This is a genomic window from Rhizobium sp. BK512, assembly GCF_014194915.1.
In the GTDB taxonomy this organism is placed as follows: Bacteria; Pseudomonadota; Alphaproteobacteria; order Rhizobiales; family Rhizobiaceae; genus Rhizobium.
Genome location: NZ_JACIAS010000004.1, coordinates 438,886 through 456,617, shown reverse-complemented (window position 1 = coordinate 456,617; position 17,732 = coordinate 438,886). Strand labels below are relative to the sequence as shown.

18 protein-coding genes are annotated in these 17,732 nt (G+C 60.5%); 7 read left to right on the top strand and 11 right to left on the bottom strand.

Annotation, left to right across the window (positions count from 1 at the left end; genetic code table 11):
• Positions 1-11 precede the first annotated feature (11 nt).
• Positions 12-404, bottom strand: a complete 393-nt coding sequence (locus tag FHX06_RS17445) for a PRC-barrel domain-containing protein (protein WP_112541753.1) — start codon at positions 402-404, stop codon at positions 12-14.
• Positions 405-653: 249 nt separating this feature from the next.
• On the opposite strand from FHX06_RS17445, the gene FHX06_RS17440 reads away from it, so the two are divergent.
• The 3 genes from FHX06_RS17440 (at position 654) to FHX06_RS17430 (ending at position 5,042) form a co-directional block, all read left to right on the top strand.
• Positions 654-2,354, top strand: coding sequence for a long-chain fatty acid--CoA ligase (locus FHX06_RS17440; protein ID WP_183880192.1), 1,701 nt, complete (start codon positions 654-656; stop codon positions 2,352-2,354).
• A gap of 140 nt (positions 2,355-2,494) precedes the next feature.
• Positions 2,495-4,120, top strand: a complete 1,626-nt coding sequence (gene pgi, locus FHX06_RS17435) for a glucose-6-phosphate isomerase (RefSeq protein ID WP_183880190.1) — start codon at positions 2,495-2,497, stop codon at positions 4,118-4,120.
• Between the two features lie 118 nt (positions 4,121-4,238).
• On the top strand, positions 4,239-5,042 hold the full coding sequence (locus tag FHX06_RS17430; protein ID WP_113211328.1) for an alpha/beta fold hydrolase: 804 nt from the start codon (positions 4,239-4,241) through the stop codon (positions 5,040-5,042).
• A gap of 3 nt (positions 5,043-5,045) precedes the next feature.
• Here the strand turns inward: FHX06_RS17430 and FHX06_RS17425 are convergent, their stop codons facing one another.
• From FHX06_RS17425 to FHX06_RS17415, 3 genes are all read right to left on the bottom strand, one after another.
• On the bottom strand, positions 5,046-5,972 hold the full coding sequence (locus tag FHX06_RS17425) for a carbohydrate kinase family protein (protein WP_183880188.1): 927 nt from the start codon (positions 5,970-5,972) through the stop codon (positions 5,046-5,048).
• A gap of 62 nt (positions 5,973-6,034) precedes the next feature.
• Complete coding sequence (locus FHX06_RS17420) at positions 6,035-6,730, bottom strand: orotate phosphoribosyltransferase (RefSeq protein WP_112541760.1); 696 nt, start codon at positions 6,728-6,730, stop codon at positions 6,035-6,037.
• Positions 6,731-6,804: 74 nt separating this feature from the next.
• Positions 6,805-7,458 (bottom strand): TetR/AcrR family transcriptional regulator, encoded by a 654-nt coding sequence (locus tag FHX06_RS17415; protein ID WP_183880186.1) that lies wholly within the window; start codon positions 7,456-7,458, stop codon positions 6,805-6,807.
• Between the two features lie 99 nt (positions 7,459-7,557).
• Here FHX06_RS17415 and FHX06_RS17410 point away from each other — a divergent pair, with 99 nt between their 5' ends.
• Positions 7,558-8,382, top strand: coding sequence for an NmrA family NAD(P)-binding protein (locus FHX06_RS17410; protein ID WP_183880184.1), 825 nt, complete (start codon positions 7,558-7,560; stop codon positions 8,380-8,382).
• A 2-nt stretch (positions 8,383-8,384) separates the two neighbouring features.
• Positions 8,385-8,867: a DUF1772 domain-containing protein gene (locus FHX06_RS17405; RefSeq protein ID WP_183880182.1), complete on the top strand. Its 483-nt coding sequence runs from the start codon at positions 8,385-8,387 to the stop codon at positions 8,865-8,867.
• An 86-nt stretch (positions 8,868-8,953) separates the two neighbouring features.
• Here FHX06_RS17405 and FHX06_RS17400 read toward each other — a convergent pair whose 3' ends face one another.
• The 7 genes from FHX06_RS17400 to FHX06_RS17370 all read right to left on the bottom strand — a co-directional run bounded on the left by FHX06_RS17400 (position 8,954) and on the right by FHX06_RS17370 (position 15,791).
• Positions 8,954-9,490 carry a glyoxalase superfamily protein gene (locus tag FHX06_RS17400; RefSeq protein ID WP_183880180.1) on the bottom strand — a complete coding sequence of 179 codons (537 nt, stop codon included), beginning with the start codon at positions 9,488-9,490 and terminating at the stop codon, positions 8,954-8,956.
• Positions 9,491-9,675: 185 nt separating this feature from the next.
• Positions 9,676-10,854, bottom strand: coding sequence for a GGDEF domain-containing protein (locus FHX06_RS17395; RefSeq protein WP_183880178.1), 1,179 nt, complete (start codon positions 10,852-10,854; stop codon positions 9,676-9,678).
• A 177-nt stretch (positions 10,855-11,031) separates the two neighbouring features.
• Positions 11,032-12,072: a dihydroorotase gene (gene pyrC, locus FHX06_RS17390; RefSeq protein ID WP_112541765.1), complete on the bottom strand. Its 1,041-nt coding sequence runs from the start codon at positions 12,070-12,072 to the stop codon at positions 11,032-11,034.
• 64 nt (positions 12,073-12,136) lie between these two features.
• Entirely contained in the window at positions 12,137-12,769 is a 633-nt protein-coding gene (locus tag FHX06_RS17385) for a nucleoside triphosphate hydrolase (protein WP_112541766.1), read from the bottom strand.
• Entirely contained in the window at positions 12,766-13,548 is a 783-nt protein-coding gene (locus FHX06_RS17380) for an ATP-binding cassette domain-containing protein (RefSeq protein WP_112541767.1), read from the bottom strand. Before FHX06_RS17380 ends, FHX06_RS17385 begins: the two co-directional genes overlap by 4 nt.
• A 2-nt stretch (positions 13,549-13,550) precedes the next feature.
• Positions 13,551-14,615: an ABC transporter permease gene (locus tag FHX06_RS17375; RefSeq protein WP_112541768.1), complete on the bottom strand. Its 1,065-nt coding sequence runs from the start codon at positions 14,613-14,615 to the stop codon at positions 13,551-13,553.
• Positions 14,616-14,771: 156 nt separating this feature from the next.
• Positions 14,772-15,791, bottom strand: a complete 1,020-nt coding sequence (locus FHX06_RS17370) for a sugar ABC transporter substrate-binding protein (RefSeq protein WP_112969968.1) — start codon at positions 15,789-15,791, stop codon at positions 14,772-14,774.
• A gap of 233 nt (positions 15,792-16,024) precedes the next feature.
• Between FHX06_RS17370 and FHX06_RS17365 the strand changes: the two genes are divergently transcribed.
• Together FHX06_RS17365 and FHX06_RS17360 are read left to right on the top strand one after the other, a co-directional pair.
• On the top strand, positions 16,025-17,272 hold the full coding sequence (locus FHX06_RS17365) for an ROK family transcriptional regulator (protein WP_112969969.1): 1,248 nt from the start codon (positions 16,025-16,027) through the stop codon (positions 17,270-17,272).
• On the top strand, positions 17,256-17,732 hold the full coding sequence (locus FHX06_RS17360; RefSeq protein WP_113013054.1) for an RbsD/FucU family protein: 477 nt from the start codon (positions 17,256-17,258) through the stop codon (positions 17,730-17,732). Before FHX06_RS17365 ends, FHX06_RS17360 begins: the two co-directional genes overlap by 17 nt.

The following is a 17,732-nucleotide window of genomic DNA, read 5'->3' as shown; positions in this document are numbered from 1 at the left end:
CGCGGGCGACGTTACATCCAGTAGGGCGGCACGCCGTAATAATCATACACGCGGCGGCCATTATCGTTGTACCAGGTGTCGTCATCATCCGCGTAGCTCGGCGCGCCTTCGATCTGCTCCTTGGTGAGATCAATGCGGTAGCCGTCCAGCTGGGTATCATAGCTCAGCTTTGCCCAGGGCAGCGGATAGTGGTCGTGGCCGATGCCGAGGAAGCCGCCAAAGCTCAGGACGGCGTAGGCAACGCGGCCATCCTGCTTCCCGAGGATGAGACGTTCGATGGAGCCGATATGTTTGCCATCGGCGCCATAGACGCGGGTGCCTTCAACGCGGTCACTGGCGATCAGCGTCGGCGTATCCTTGACATTCGGGTCGCGGCGAGTGGCGTCGGTATCCTGATTGAGCATTGTGCACCTCCTTTGTCGTTCCTCGTGGTTTATCCACACCGACACAACGTACCCTGTGCTTCAAAGTTCCCGGCCGCATGACGTTCGCAGGAACCGGCTGCGATATTGACGTTTACGTCAAGGTTATTGTAGCCTCAAGTTGCTTGAACCGTTCAAGCAATGGCATAAGCTGCCTTGACGGAGGATGGAGGAATCTTCCGATCGATCCCGGCGCAAATCCGGTTTCGGCGGCCGAATGGGAGAGAGAAAATGAACAGCATTTCCGTCCACCCAAGCGGTGCGAAACCGGAAAAACCATGGCTTGCCACCTATCCGGACATCGTTCCGGCCGAGATTCCCCCACTGGAATTCACATCGCTTCCCGACCTCCTGGAAAAAAACTGTGCCCGCTTTGCCGATCGCAAGGCTTTTTCCAGCATGGGCAAAACGATGACCTATCGCGAACTCGAGGCCCAGACCCGCAAGGTGGCTGCCTGGCTGCAAAGTGCGGGTCTGCAAAAGGGCGATCGTGTCGCCGTGATGATGCCGAATGTGCTACAGAACCCCGTCGCGGTCTATGGCATCCTGCGCGCCGGGCTCGTCGTGGTGAACGTCAACCCGCTCTATACGCCGCGCGAGCTTGAGCACCAGCTCAACGATTCCGGCGCCAAGGCAATCTTCGTTCTGGAAAATTTCGCGCGCACCGTCGAACAGGTCATCAACAAGACGGACCTGCGCCATGTCGTCGTCACCTCTCTCGGCGAAATGCTCGGGGCCAGGGGGCATATCGTCAATTTCGTCGTTCGCCGGGTAAAGAAGCTCGTTCCCTCCTGGTCCATCCCGCAACACAAGAGTTTCAGGCAGGTCCTGGCCGAAGGCGCGCACAGGACCCTTGCTCCCGTCGCACTCACCGGCAGCGACATCGCCTTCCTGCAATATACGGGTGGGACGACAGGCATTGCGAAGGGCGCTGTGCTGACGCATCAGAACCTGCTCGCCAACAAGCTGCAGCTGCAACTCTGGCTGAAATCCGCCTTCGACAAGAAGAGGCAGCCTGATGTGCTGAACTTCCTCTGCGCGCTGCCGCTCTATCACATCTTCGCACTGACGGTGAATTCGCTGATGGGCATGTCGCTCGGCGCCCATAATGTGCTGATCGCCAATCCACGCGACATTCCGGGGCTGGTCAAGGAATTCCAGAAGTCGAACATCCATATTTTTCCAGGCCTCAACACGCTGTTCAACGCGCTGCTCAACAATGCCGACTTCGCCAAGCTCGATTTTTCCTCGCTCGTCATGTCGCTCGGCGGCGGTATGGCAGTGCAAAGACCGGTCGCGGAGCGCTGGCTGAAGGTGACCGGCTCGCACATTACGGAAGGTTACGGGCTGTCCGAGACATCGCCTGTCGCGACGGCCAACCGTTTCGATTCCCCAGAATTCACAGGATCGATCGGCCTTCCCATTCCTTCGACGGAGCTCGATATCAGAGACGAAGAAGGCAATTCGCTGTCGCTCGGCGAGATCGGCGAGATCTGCATCCGCGGGCCGCAGGTCATGGCCGGCTATTGGAACAAGCCGGAGGAAACGGCGAAGGTGATGACGCCGGACGGCTATTTCCGGACCGGCGACATGGGCTTCATGGACGGGCGCGGCTATACCAAGATCGTCGACCGCAAGAAGGACATGATCCTCGTCTCCGGCTTCAACGTCTATCCGAACGAGATCGAGGAAGTGGCGGCCATGCATCCCGGCATCCTGGAGGCGGCGGCCATCGGCGTGCCGGACGTGCATTCCGGCGAGGCGGTGAAGCTCTTCATTGTACGCAAGGACCCTGGGCTGACAGAGGCCGATGTGAAGGCGCATTGCGCCGCCAATCTCACCAACTACAAGCGACCGCGTTTCATCGAATTCCGCACCGAGCTGCCGAAGACGCCCGTCGGCAAGATTTTGCGCAAGGACCTGCGCGGCTGAATTTGACCGTCCCGTGAAATTGCGAGCCATCCGCTTGTCGCGGGTGGCTTTTTTCATATTTCGACAGATGGCTGAACTTGATTTGACCAGGAGAAAGGGAATAGTTTCCGCAGCCCTCTCCGCCTCCAAAGGAGCCTTCCATGAATGCCATCGTCGAACAATTGAAGAGCACCGCGGCAGCCACCAAGGCCACCGACCTGCGCGCCGCATTCGCGGCCGATCCGCAGCGCTTTTCGCGCTTTTCCGTATCGCTTGGCGACCTGCTGATGGATTTTTCCAAGACGGCCGTCAACGACGAGATCCTCAAGCTTCTGGTGAAGCTCGCCGAAGAAGGCGGTGTCGAAAAGAAGCGCGAGGAGATGTTCTCCGGCAAGGCGATCAACTTCACCGAAAACCGCGCGGTTCTGCACACGGCGCTGCGCAACCGCTCCAACACGCCCGTGCTGGTCGATGGCAAGGACGTCATGCCTGACGTCAATGCTGTTCTCGCCGCCATGGGCAAGTTCGCCGACGGCGTGCGCTCCGGCGCGCTGAAGGGCGCGACCGGCAAGAAGATCACCGATGTCATCAATATCGGCATCGGCGGTTCGGACCTCGGCCCGGTCATGGCGACGCTGGCGCTTGCCCCCTTCCATGACGGCCCGCGTGCCCATTTCGTCTCCAATATCGACGGCGCCCATATTGCCGATATCCTGAAGCTGGTGCAGCCGGAAACGACGCTCTTCATCGTCGCCTCCAAGACCTTCACCACCGTCGAGACGATGACCAACGCCCAGACGGCGCGCAAGTTCATCGCCAGCGCACTTGGCGAAGCTGCTGTTCAGCACCACTTTGCCGCCGTTTCGACGGCGCTCGACAAGGTCTCGGCCTTCGGCATCGAAAGCGAACGCGTCTTCGGCTTCTGGGACTGGGTCGGCGGCCGCTACTCGATCTGGTCGGCGATCGGCCTGCCGCTGATGATTGCCGTCGGTCCGGAGAATTTCGGCAAGTTCCTCGATGGCGCCCATGCCGTCGACAACCACTTCCGCAAGGCGCCGATCAAGGAAAACCTGCCGATGCTGCTCGGCCTCATCGGCTTCTACCATCGCAATGTCCTGGGTTATCCGACGCGCGCCGTCCTTCCCTACGATCAGCGCCTGTCGCGCTTCCCGGCCTATCTGCAGCAACTCGACATGGAATCGAACGGCAAGGGTGTGACCATCGACGGCACGCCGATCGAAGGCAATTCCGGCCCCGTCGTCTGGGGCGAGCCCGGCACCAACGGCCAGCACGCCTTCTACCAGCTCATCCACCAGGGCACGAGCATCATCCCGGCCGAATTCATGATCGCGGCCAACGGTTTCGAACCGGAACTGCGCCACCAGCATCAGCTCCTGATGTCGAATGTTCTCGCCCAGTCGGAAGCCCTCATGAAGGGCCGCACCTTCGCGGAAGCCAAGAAGCAGCTGACCGACAAGGGCATGGAAGACAAGAAGGCCGATTTCATCGCCCCGCACCGCGTCTTCAACGGCAACCGCCCGTCGATCACCTTCGTCTATGACAAGCTGACGCCCTATGCACTCGGCCGCCTGATCGCTCTCTATGAACACCGCGTCTTCGTCGAAGGCGTGCTCTTCCGCATCAACTCCTTCGACCAGTGGGGCGTGGAGCTCGGCAAGGAGCTGGCGACCGGCTTGTTGCCCGTCGTCGAAGGCAAGGAAAGCGCTGCCGGTCACGATTCCTCGACGCAGGGGTTGGTTGCCGCGCTGGCAAAGCTCGCCAAGTAAGTTTGGCGATCGCGCCCTTACAGAAGCCCATCCGTGATGCGGGTGGGCTTTTTTATTTGACGCTGTCGAAATGCAGGGCATCTCGTCGTCTATAGAGAGAGTGCTGGAGGAGGAGCCGATGACTGCAACGGATGACGAGCTGGTGAAATTCGAAGCCGAGGGGGCGCTACCATTGCCGCCCGCGGACGATGAGGGTTTCGTCGAGAATGAAGGCGCGCGCATCTGGTATGCAAGCTACGGCACCGGCCCGGCCGTCATCCTGCTGCATGGCGGGCTCGGCAATAGTGGCAACTGGGGCTATCAGGTTCCCGATCTCGTCGAGGCAGGCCACCGGGTCGTGGTGATCGACAGCCGCGGACATGGCCGCAGCACGCGTGACGACCGTCCCTATACTTATCACCTCATGGCATCGGATGTGCTGGCCGTGATGGATCATGCCGGGATTCGGGAAGCTGCCTTCGTTGGCTGGAGCGATGGCGCCTGCACATCGCTGATCCTTGCCGACCAGAATCCGGAGCGCGTCTGCGGCGTCTTCTTCTTCGCCTGCAACATGGACCCCGGCGGCACCAAGGAATTCAAGATGACGCCCGTTATCGATCGCTGCTTCAGCCGCCACAGGCAGGACTATCAGGCCCTATCGGCAACGCCCGACCAGTTCGAGGCCTTTGTCGGCGATGTCTCGAAGATGATGGCGACGGAGCCCAACTACTCGGCGGAGCAGTTGGTTGGCATCAAAGTTCCAGTTTCCATCGTGCTCGGCGAGCATGACGAATTCATCAAGCCCGAGCATGCCGACTATCTGACAAGGACGATCCCGGATGCGGAATTCGTGCTCATGCCAGATGTCAGCCATTTCGCGCCGCTGCAGCAACCGGACCTCTTCAATCGCGAGGTCCGAGCCTTTCTCGACCGGATCGAATAAGATTCAGAGGCCGATTTCGCGCGCCCAGGGCGGATTGGCGCCGGCGCGGGAGACGGTGACGGCAGCCGCCTTGGCGCCAAGCGCCAAAGCGTTGCGAAGCGCCTGTTCGTCGAGGTTGGCGACCTGCGCCTTGGTCAGCAGGTTATCCATCTTCAGCGAGGCGAGGACGCCGGCGTCGAATGTGTCGCCGGCGCCGACAGTATCGACGACGGTGACGCGCTCGCTCGGTACGGTGACCTTGCGCGCGTTTGTGTAGCCGGTTGCGCCTTCAGCACCCTTGGTGATGACGACGAGCTTGGCGCCGTGGTTCAGCCAGTGGGCAGCCAGTGCGTCATGATCGCCGTCCAGGCCGAACCATTCGAGATCCTCGTCGGAGAATTTCACGATGTCGGACTTGGCGGCCATGCGCTTGATGCGGGCCATGTGCGCAGGCTTGTCCTTGATGAAGCCCGGGCGGATGTTCGGGTCGAGCGAGGTGACGCGCTTTGCGGCTTCGCGATCGAGAAGCGCTTCGTAGGTTTCGCCGCAGGGGCTCGGGATCAGGCTGATCGCACCGAAATGCAGCGCTTCGCAATCATCGCCGAGAACAGGCAGGTCATCCGTGGTGATCATGCGGCCGGCAGTGCCTTCGTCGTAGAAGGCATAGGTTGCCTGACCGTTGACGAGCTTGACAAAGGCGATCGTCGAAGGGCGCGAGGTGATGGCGCACGGGCTGTAATCGACATTGCTCGCCTTCAGCGTATCGAGCAGGATTTCGCCCATCATGTCATCGGCAATGCCGGTGAAGAAGGCCGTCGGGATGCCCAGACGACCAAGCGCAATCGCCGTGTTGAAGATCGCGCCGCCGGCATAGGGCGCAAAGCCCTTTTCGCCAAGGGTGGTATCCCTCGGCAGCATGTCGATCAGGGCCTCGCCGCAGCACAAAATCATCGAATTCCTCCCAACAGGACTTACGCGTTTCTCAATCGATTAAGCGAGCTTTTGTCAAAAGGCTAGAGCGAAAGCTCACTCACGCCACCATTCCTTGCCGACCAGGCCAGCGGCGCATCGAGGAAGGCCTCGACTTCCTGCAGCGTCTTGTCGTCGAAGAGCTTCTGCTCTTTGGCGATCGCCAGAACCTCACGCCAGGTGGCGATATGATGGAACTGGACCTTGCCATTGGCAAAGCGCTGATGCGCCTCCTGGAAGATGCCGTAGAAGAAGAGCGCCATGCCGTGATCGACGATGCCGCCGGCAGCCCTGATGGCATCGATGAAGGTGAACATACTGCCGCCGGCCGTCGTCAGATCCTCGATGATGAGAACGCGGGCGCCTTCCTTCATGTCGCCTTCGATCTGCGCATTGCGGCCGTGGCCCTTCGGCTTCTTGCGGACATAGATCATCGGCAGGCCCAGACGATCGGCAAGCAGTGCGGCAAAGGGAATGCCCGCGGTTTCGCCACCGGCGATGCAATCGAACTGTTCGAAGCCGGCATCGCGCAGTAGCGTGCTGGCGGCAAAGTCCATCACCGTCGAGCGGACGCGTGGGAAGGAGAGAAGCTTGCGGCAGTCGATATAGACCGGGCTCATGATGCCGGAAGCATATTTGTAGGGCGTCTCGGCATTGAAATGAACAGCCTTGATCTCCCAGAGCATCTTTGCCAGCAGCTCTGCCATGACGGCGCGGTCAGGAAATGTGGTCTGGATCATGCGGCTTCTCCTTCGGCTGACGTTCCAGCGGCAATAGCAGCAAGAGCGGTCGGTTTCCAGACGGAAGACGGCCGTCAACCGAGCAGGCGGCCAATATCCGCAACCTGCATCTTCCTGAAGAGCGCGATTGCCTGCGCGCCCTCTATCTCATCCAGCGAAACAGCGTAGCGAACAGCCGCCGCCAGGAGCTGCATGGTCAGCCGGGCAATGGCCAGAAGCTCCGTCTCGGCACGCTTTGGCCATAGTTGTTTTAACACCGAGAACAGGGCCTGCGCGTGGAATTCCATATCTTCGGCATCGACCTGCTGAAGAAGCTTGTCCGTATGGGTCGCGTGCCAGATATCGCGCATGACAGGCTCGCGGCGGAAGAAGGCATAATATTCATCGGCGATGACGCCGAGGGCTGTCTGCAGATTGTCCGCGTCCGTCACCTTCGCCAGTTCGTCTGCCACGCATTGCCGGCCCTGCTCATTGAAGCGCTCGGCAAGTGTGCGGATGATCGAGGTCTTGTCCGGGAAATATTGATAGAGGGCGCCGAAGGAAATCTCACCCTTTTCAACGATTTCACTCATCTTCAGTGCATCGCTGCCGTTCTTTTCGATCAACGCGGAGGCGACCGTCAAGATCCTTTCAAAGCGTTCGCGGCCGCGCTGCTGGCTCGGGATACGGCGCGGCTGGCCGGTCGGCTCCTGCTGGCGCCTGCGTCGTGCGATCACCTCTTCTGCCATCTTCCGCTTCCCTCGACTGTTGACAAAGAAAATAAGAGAGTTTATCTCATTTTGCAAATGAGAGAGTTTCTCTTGTTTGAATCGAAGAGGAGTTTCGATATGCAGAATTCCGAAATCGTTCTGATCGGCGGATCGGGGAAAACCGGCGGCCGCATTGCCAACAGGCTGGAAGAGCTCGGACTTGACGTTCGCAAAGCATCCCGCTCCACGGTACCGGCCTTCGACTGGGAGGATCGCACGACCTGGCGCAATGCACTCACGGGTGCGACGAGCGCCTATGTCGCTTTCCAACCGGACCTTTCCGTCTCCTGGGCGGCAGAGGCTATCGAGGCGCTTTCAAGACTCGCAAGGGAGTGCGGGCTGCAGCATATCGTGCTGCTGTCCGGCCGTGGCGAAGACGGGGCGCAGCGGAGTGAGGAAGCGCTGCGGGCGGCCGGGATCGACTACACGATCCTGCGCGCCTCGTGGTTCTGCCAGAATTTCAGCGAGGGCGCTTTCGTAGAGTCGCTCATTGCCGGCAGGCTGGAACTGCCGGCCGGCGATATCAAGGAGCCCTTCATCGATGCCGATGACATTGCCGATGCGGCAGTGGCGGCGCTGACCGATATCAGGCATCGCAACAGGATCTACGAGCTGACCGGCCCTCACGCGCTGAGCTTCCGCGAAGCCGTGGCCGAGATTGCGGCTGCCTCAGGCCGGACTATCGACTACGAACAGGTATCGATGGCGGACTTCAAGGAGAGCCTCTCCGTAGCGGGAACACCGGAGCCTGTCATCGCGCTGCTGGAAGAGCTCTTCGGCCAAATCCTCGACGGGCGCAATTCCGAGGTGATGGGTGGTGTGACAGAGATACTCGGCCGCCCGGCAAAGGATTTCAGCCAATATGCGCGGGAGACCGCGGCGACCGGATTGTGGAGCGCCTGACCATGCAGATCGTTCTCGTCATTTCCCTTATTGCCGCCGCGATCGGCAGCGGCCTTGTCGCCGGCATCTTCTTTGCTTTCTCCACCTTCATCATGACTGCTTTTTCGCGCATCCCGGCCGAACAGGGCATCGCGGCGATGAATTCCATCAACGTGACCATCGTCCGCTCGCCTTTCATGCTGCTCTTCGTGCCGACGGCGATCCTCTGCGTCGTCATCGCAGTGCTGGCCTTCGTGAACTGGCGCGGCGGCGCCTCTTCGATGATGCTGGCCGGCGCGGCACTCTATGTCATCGCGTCCTTCCTCTCGACCATCGTCTTCAACGTGCCGATGAATGATGCGCTGGCGAAAGTCAGCGGCAACGGGCCAGACGCGGTGCAGCTCTGGACGACCTACCTCGGGGACTGGACGTGGTGGAACCATGTGCGCACGATCGCCTCGCTGTTGGCCTCGGTCGCTTTCGTGCGGGCGCTCATGATCATTTGAAAAGGGCGGAGGGAATAGCCCTCCGCCCTTCGCTGTTTCCGCGCACTTCCGGACGCAGAACCGCGGCACACCTTTGCTGGAATGCTTTAGCTCTGCTGGCAGAAGGTGATGCGGTTGTTGAAGGGGTCGATGACGCCCATTTCGAGGCCCCAGGGCGCTTCTTCGACACCCGGGTTCATGTAACGATAGCGTTTGGCGGCGAGTTCTGCCTGATAGGCTCGGACATCCCTCACCCGTACGAAGGCTCGCGCGCCTGGGCTGGCATCGCCGGAATGTTCGCTCAGGTGCAACTGCATATTCTCGCGGGAGACCTGGCAATAGAGCGGGGAGTTTTCGCCGAAACGATGCTCCCAGTCGAGCGTGAAACCCAGGAAGCCGCAGTAGAATTCCATGGCTTTCTCGACCGAGAAGATGCGGAAGATCGGCACAGGTGGTTCGATACCGATAGCAGGTTTCGCACCTTCGGCCTCATCCAGCTTTGCCGAGAGAATATTCCACTGGTCGAGGCCGAATTGTCTGGCGACAATCTCCAGGGTTTCGCTATGGGTGAGGGAAATATCGCGGTCGGCAAGCGCCTGCCGCAGGGTTTTTGCCATAAGCTTGGCATCGCGAAAATCGCGCATGGTTCATCCTTCTCCGTTGGCGGCAAACAGGAAGATCAGTGCCCGCGTCTGCTGACCCGTTCGCCATCGATTGCCAGAGCAAGGATGTGAAGGTGGAGTTGGACGCATTCACCATAATGCTTGCGCATCGCGGGGCGGCTGGCTGCATCCGGCCGATCTCACATTACGAAAGGTCGGGAGACGGATCAAGAGGCCGAGCGCGCAACACCTGCCGGCACCGAATGAAGGTGGCTGGCGAGTTCGACGCGGTTGCGGCCGGCGCGTTTTGCGGCATAGAGCGCCTTGTCCGCCTCGTTCAGCATGGCATCGAAATCCAGCGGCTCGGAACGTCCGGGCGCGACGCCGACGCTGACAGTGCATTTCAGCACTTCGTCCTCGATATAGATGTCGCGCTCCTCGAAAGCCTTGCGAATGCGCTCGGCGGCAAGCTCGGCGCGGCCGGGCATGATTTCCCTCAGCACCAGCGCGAATTCCTCGCCACCCAGGCGGGCGGCCGTATCACCGCCGCGGCAATTGGCGGAGAGTTCGCCGGCAAAGACTTTCAGGACGTGATCACCGGCCGCATGGCCGTAGCGGTCGTTGACCGATTTGAAATAATCGATGTCGAAGACGATGACGGCGGTCGAAGCATCCATGGAGCGGACGCCATATTGGTCGAACAGAGCGCGGCGGTTCACTAACCCGGTCAGCGGATCGGTGATCGCATCCATGCGGTGACGGGCGGCAAGCCGCCATTGATGCAGTGCCAGCGACAAGGCGCCGATGCCGGTCATCCCGGCGATGCACACGGCGATACTGAGGTCTTCGGCCCAATTGCTGGGTGCGGCCCCGAGCACCAGCTTGCCGTCCCAGATCAAGACTGCGGCGCAGAGGACGAAGGAAATCGCCGTCAATGTGTAGAGGGCGGTAATGCCTGATATCGGCGCAGGTGCTTCGGCGCGGTCGAGCCAATATTGCCGGGCGGTGGTGAAGAGCAGGAAGGCGATGGCGAGATTATCCGCCATGAAGGCCAGACCATCCAGCCCGGCGATCATCGGCGGAATGGATGCGACCATGGCGACAAGTGCACGGACAACGATGCCTGATTTCGGGAGCCGACCGGTGCGGAACTGATAGCCCGCGCCCCAGATCGTGGCAAAACCGGCATGAAACAGCACGAAACAACCCGCGCCAAGCATGCGCTCGGGCTGTTCCACATAGTGGGCATAGGCTAAGATGCCGGCGACAACGAGAACGAGGCCGAATGCGCCGGTGAGAAGAAAGGTTTCAGCCCGGCGCGCAAGCCAGCTTCCCGTGAGCGTCACGGCAAGGCAGGTTGCTGAAACGCCAAGCGCCAGCAGCAATGAATTATAGTCAAGCATCATGCTTTAAATCTCCGCGGCTCTTGCCGCGCCGATACCGTTTTTAAAAATCTATCTCGTCATTGCTGACGAATGTCTTACGCATTCCGTTAAAAAACATAGGTTTTCGCAGCCGAGCGTTACAAAATCAACGTTCGACAGCAACTATAAGAAGAAAAATATCTAAGCCTGTACAGCTTCTCAGGCTTTGATCTGCCAATGCAATGCAAACATCGGATCGAAGACGGTAACCGGCCCGGCGCCGGTTTCGATCCTGGCGGGGAAGACCACGGGGTCGGCCTGCCGCTCCAGCGTGATACGTTCCTCGTTCGGCTCGAGCCCATACCAGGCCGGACCATTCAAGGAGGCAAAGGCCTCCAGCCTGTCGAGCGCGCGATCCTGCTCGAACACATGGGCAAGGCAGCTCATCGTGTTGATCGAGGTATAGATCCCCGCGCAGCCGCAGGCACATTCCTTCAACGGGTCGACATGCGGCGCGGAATCCGTGCCGAGGAAGAACCTGGCATCGCCGCTGGTCGCCGCTGCCCTCAATGCCAGCCGGTGATTTTCGCGTTTCGCGACCGGCAGGCAGTAATAATGTGGGCGAATGCCGCCGACGAGGATGGCATTGCGGTTGATGATCAGGTGATGGGTGGTAATGGAGCCGGCAAGATTGGCCCTGGCCGACTTGATATAGTCGATGCCATCTGATGTCGTGACATGTTCCATCGTCACCTTCAGTTCCGGCAGGCGCTTGCGAAGCGGGTCGAGCACCGTTTCGATGAAGACGGCTTCGCGGTCGAAAATATCGACGTCGGGCGTCGTCACCTCGCCGTGGACGCAGAGCGGCAGGCCGATCTTCGCCATGCGCTCCAGTACCGGCATCGCCTTTTCCATATCGCGCACGCCGCCGTGCGAATTGGTCGTGGCGCCGGCCGGATAGAGTTTTACGGCGGTGATGAGGCCGCTCTTCTTGCCCTCTTCCACATCGTCGGCGCTCGTGTGCTCGGTGAGATAAAGCGTCATCAGCGGCTGGAAGCGATGGCCGGCCGGAAGCGCCTTCATGATACGCTGGCGATAAGCGGCCGCATCCGCGGTCGTGACGACCGGCGGGACCAGGTTCGGCATGATGATGGCGCGCGCGAAGGTTCGGCTCGTATCTCCGATCACACCTTCCAGCATGGCGCCGTCGCGCAGATGCAGATGCCAGTCGTCAGGACGGCGGATAGTGATCGATTGCATGGGAGCCTCCGAAGCGATGCGGGTTTCGCCTCGATAGCATCAAGACCGGTGCGGAAACAACTGCTCAGGCCAGCGCGATTTCCAATGTGATGTCGGCGGGCCGACGATTTTCGAGAATGAGCCGGCCGTTCGGCAGGTCGTTGCCGTAGACTTTGGCGCTCGCTTCCTCCTCGGTCAGTCTATAGCCGCGCCAGCGATCCCAGAGGCGCTCTTCCAGAACTTCCATCGGCGGGGCGAGCATGATCGTGTAATCGAAGATGCCGTCGAGCTCGGCCCATTTGCCCTGCGTGAAGAGCAGATAGTTGCCCTCGATGATGATGAAGCGGTCCTGCGGATCGATCGGCCTGGCCGACGCGATCGCAAGCTCGCGCGAACGATCAAAGACGGGAACGAGGACTTCCTGATCGGCGGGCCGCACGGCTCGGACGATATCGAGGAAGCCGCGTACATCGAAGGTTTCCGGAATGCCCTTGCGAGCCAGCAGACCGCGCTCGATGAGAACCGTATTGTCCATATGGAAGCCATCCATGGGCAAAACGGCAGCACTCTCGCCCAGCACCTTCAAGGCGTCGGCGATATTGTCGGCCATGGTGGATTTGCCGGCGCCGGGTGGCCCCGCAATCGCAATCAGGAAGCGCCTGGAATCGCCGGCGCGGTTCAGGACCTCGCCGACGATTTCGCCTATTCTCGCATTCATGCCGCAACGGGCTCCGCAGGGGCTGCCTTGGCGCCGGTCATGAAGGCGACGGCATCGGACATCGTGTATTCCTTCGGATTGATGACCGTCAGGCGGCGTCCGAGACGGTGGATGTGAACGCGGTCCGCGACCTCGAAGACATGCGGCATGTTGTGCGAGATGAGCACGATCGGAATGCCACGGGCGCGCACGTCGAGGATCAGTTCCAGCACGCGGCGGCTTTCCTTGACGCCGAGGGCGGCAGTCGGCTCGTCCATGATGATGACCTTGGAACCGAAGGCCGCCGCACGGGCAACGGCGACGCCTTGGCGTTGGCCGCCGGAGAGCGTTTCCACCGCCTGGTTGATGTTCTGGATGGTCATCAGACCGAGTTCGGACAGCTTGTTGCGTGCCTGCTTTTCCATCGTCGGCCGGTCGAGCATGCGGAACCACGAGCCCAACGGACCTGGCTTACGGATCTCGCGGCCGAGGAACATGTTGTCGGCAATCGACAGCGCCGGCGAAAGGGCGAGGTTTTGATAGACGGTTTCGATGCCTGCTTCGCGCGCTTCCATCGGTGATCTGAACTGTACCTGCCGGCCTTCCAGGGTGATCACTCCGTCATCGGGCGTGATTGCGCCCGATATCGCCTTGATGAGCGAGGATTTGCCGGCGCCGTTATCGCCGATGACAGCGAGGATTTCGCCCGGATAGAGGTCGAAATCGGCATTGTCGAGCGCAGTCACGCGTCCATAACGCTTGACGAGGCCTCGGGCAGTCAGAATGGGTTCGCCAGCCATGGTTATACCGAAACCTTTCTGATCCATTGATCGATCGCGACGGCGGCAATGATCAGCACGCCTGTCAGCAGGACTTTCCATTGTGGGTCGGCACCGAGCATGTTGAGCCCCATGGACACGACGCCGACGATCATGGTGCCGAAGAGCGTGCCGAGAATGGAGCCTCGGCCGCCGAAGAGCGATATGCCGCCGATGACGGTCGCGGTGATCGCTTGCAGATTATAGTCCGTGACGGCCGAGGACGGGGAAATCGAGCCATTGCGGCCGATCGAGACCCAGGCGGCGAAGGCAGCGATGACACCCGATATGGTGTAGACGGTCAGCAGCACCTTCTTGGTCTGGATGCCGGAGAGCTTGGCAGCTTCCGGATCATCGCCGACAGCATAGACATGCCGGCCCCAGGCGGTGTGATTGAGGACATACCAGAGCAGCACGACGAGCAGGACCATGGCGATAACACCGAGGGTCAGCACCGCGCTGCCGAGCTTGAAGCTCGTGGCGAAGAGATGGAGCAGCGGCGCCTGTTCATCGACATCGGTATCGCGGATCGTCTCATTGGCGGAATAGATGAAATTCGTCGCCATGACGATATTCCAGGTGCCGAGTGTCACGATGAACGGCGGCAGCTTCATGAAGGCGACGAGGAAACCGTTCAGCAATCCGCAGAGACCACCGACGACGAGGCCGGCTACGACCGCGATCGGTGTCGGTATGCCATAGGTGATGGCGACATTGCCCATGATGACGGCCGAGATGACCATGATGACGCCGATCGAAAGATCGATGCCGGCGGTCAGGATAACCAGCGTCTGGCCGGCGCCGAGAATACCGACGATGGCGATCTGCTGCAGGATCAGCGTCAGCGTATAGGACGAGAAGAACCGTCCGCCGATCGTTATTCCGAAGATCACGATCGACAGTATCAGCACGATCAGCGGCACGGCGGCCGGTGTCGAGTGCAGAAAATGCTGCGCGCGTTTGATCAGCGAGACATTCTCGTGCTCGAACGAGGCAACACTCTTGTCGCTTTCGTCGAGGACGCGTTCAAATTCCTGTGCTCCGGTCATTGTTCCTCCTTCGCAGCCGCGCGCCGAACTCACGCGAAAGCCGTCGCCGATAGTCTTCCGGTCTTTGTTCAGCCGGTTTGTCGGGCGACGGCATATGGTCCGCCCAAAACGGCCGGGGATCAAGCCCCGGCCACTCCGCACTTATTCAGGCAGGGCTTAGCCCCAGCACTTGTCCGTGCCTTCCTTCGTGTCGATCGACTTGACGCCGGAAACCGGCTTGTCGGTGACGAGGGAAACGCCGGTGTCGAAGAAGGACTTGCCTTCGGTCGGCTTCGGCTTTTCACCGCCATCAGCGAACTTCTTGATCGCCTCGACGCCGAGCGATGCCATCATCAGCGGATATTGCTGCGAGGTCGCACCGATGACGCCTTCCTTGACCGACTTCACGCCTGGGCAACCACCGTCGACCGATACGATCAGTACGTTCTTCTCCATGCCGACGGCCTTCAGGGCCTGATAGGCGCCGACCGCAGCCGGCTCATTGATCGTGTGGATGACGTTGATGCTCGGATCCTTCTGGAGAAGGTTTTCCATGGCCTTGCGGCCGCCTTCCTCGTTGCCGTTCGTCACGTCATGGCCGACGATGCGCTTGTCGTCTTCGTCGCCGATCTTGTTCGGGTCTTTCGGGTCGATGCCGAAGCCCATCATGAAGCCCTGGTCGCGCAGGACGTCGACAGTCGGCTGCGACGGCGTCAGGTCGAGGAAGCCGACCCTGGCGTCCTTTGCCTTGTCGCCCAGCGTTTCCTTGGCCCACTGACCGATCAGCTTGCCGGCGAGCAGGTTGTCGGTTGCAAACGTGGCGTCTGCGGCATCGGCCGGCTCAAGCGGCGTATCGAGTGCGATGACCAGCAGGCCGGCGTCGCGAGCCTTCTTGACCGAGGGCACGATGCCCTTGGTGTCCGAAGCGGCGATCAGAATGCCCTTTGCGCCATCGGCAATGCAGCTTTCGATCGCTGCGACCTGGCTTTCGCTGTCACCGTCGATCTTGCCCGCATAGGACTTCAGCGTGACGCCGAGTTCCTTGGCCTTGGCTGTCGCACCTTCCTTCATCTTCACGAAGAAGGGGTTGGTGTCGGTCTTGGTGATCAGGCATGCGGAAACATCCGCCGCCATTGCCGGAGCGGAAAAGGCGACGCCGAGCGCGAGCGCGCCGAAAGCGAGAACTGATTTCTTCATGAACTCCTCCCAGATTAGCCGGCCCGCCCCCAAGGCGGCACCGGAATTCATGCACGGCGAGACTTGCGGAATGCGACGTCAGCCTCCTCCCAAAGCCGTCCCGTGCCGTTGACGCTGGCAATTAAGAGCGAAAGAAAACCGCTTGTCAATAAATAAATCCAATTGAATTATTAATTCGATGTGGCATGCTGGCGAGAAATCGGGCATAGGCCGTTAAACGGGAGGAGTGGCCAATGTCGTCCTTGGATGGTCCGGATTCCATGCCGGCCCCACCACCAATTCTAAATCCGTCGGGAGGTGCGAACCAGATCAGGGTGCGCGCCTATAACGAACGGCTCGTGCTGTCGCTGGTGCGCCTATACGGCGCGTTGTCGAAGGCCGATATCGCACGCCGCAGCGGGCTTTCGGCCCAGACCGTCTCCGTCATCATGCGCGCGCTGGAGAAGGAAGGCCTGCTTTCGCGCGGCGAACCGATCCGCGGCCGTGTCGGCCAGCCATCCATTCCGATGCGGCTTAATCCGGATGCCGTCTATTCCTTCGGCGTGAAGATCGGTCGGCGAAGTGCCGACCTCGTGCTGATGGATTTCGTCGGCAACATCCGGCTGCAATTGCACAGGATCTACGCCTACCCCCTGCCGCACGAAATCCTGTCCTTTGTGACCAAAGGGATCAGGGAGCTGGAAGGGAGGCTCGACGAACGCGAGCGCAGCCGTATAGCCGGGCTCGGCATCGCGGCTCCTTTTGAGCTTTGGAACTGGGCGGACGAAGTGGGTGCGCCCGAGGGTGCCATGGAAGTCTGGCGCGACTTCGACCTGCAGGCAGAGATTGCCGAACAGGTCGCCTATCAGGTCTTCCTGCAGAACGACGCCACCAGCGCCTGTGGTGCCGAACTGGTCTTCGGGATTGGTCCGTCCTATCCGGATTTCGTCTATTTCTTCATCGGTTCCTTCATCGGCGGCGGGATCGTGCTCAATTCGGCGATCTTTTCCGGCAAAACCGGCACAGCAGGCGCCATCGGCCCACTGCCCGTGCGCGGCAAGAATGGCGAAACGCTACAGCTCCTGGAAATCGCTTCCATCTTCGTACTGGAAAACATGCTGCGCGAGCGCGGTATAGATCCGCAACCGCTCTGGTATTCGGCCGACGACTGGGTGGATTTCGGCGAACCAATGGAAACCTGGATCCAGGATACGGCCAAGGCGCTGGCACAGGCGATCGTGGCGGCCGCCTCCATCATCGACTTCAGCGCCGCCGTCATCGATGGCGGCTTTCCGGACTGGGTGCGCCGGCGCATCGTTTACGCGACGATCCACGAAGCTGAAAAGCTCGACCTGCAGGGCGTCGTCATGCCCGACATCGTGGAGGGCCTGGTCGGCGCGCAGGCACGGGCCATCGGCGGCGCCAGCCTGCCGATCTTTGCGCGCTATCTTACTGACCAGAATGTACTCTTCAAGGAGATCGACAATGCTGAAAGGGCTTGACCCGCTCTTGAGCCCGGACCTGCTCGCGACATTGCGCGGCATGGGCCATGGCGATGAAATTGCCATCGTCGATGGCAACTATCCGGGTATCGAGCATGCGCGGCGGCTGATCCGGCTCGACGGACATCATCTCATTCCGGTCCTTGATGCCGTTTTGAGCGTGCTGCCAATTGACGACTTCGTGGCAGAAGCAATTTTCCGCTCAACAGTGAAGGCCGAACGCGACAAGCTCGACCCCGTTCATGAGGAAATGATCGCCTGCTGCGCCAGGCATGAGCCGGATCGGGAGGTCGTTCCACTTGTCGGGCAGGATTTCTATGGCCGCGTGCGCGCGGCCCATGCGGTCATCCAGACCAGCGAGCCGCGGCTCTATGCCAATATCATCCTGCGCAAGGGCGTGATCTATCCCACGGCCGCCGACGAACCCGTCAAGGCCGAAGTCGATCCCTTCGTCTATTGA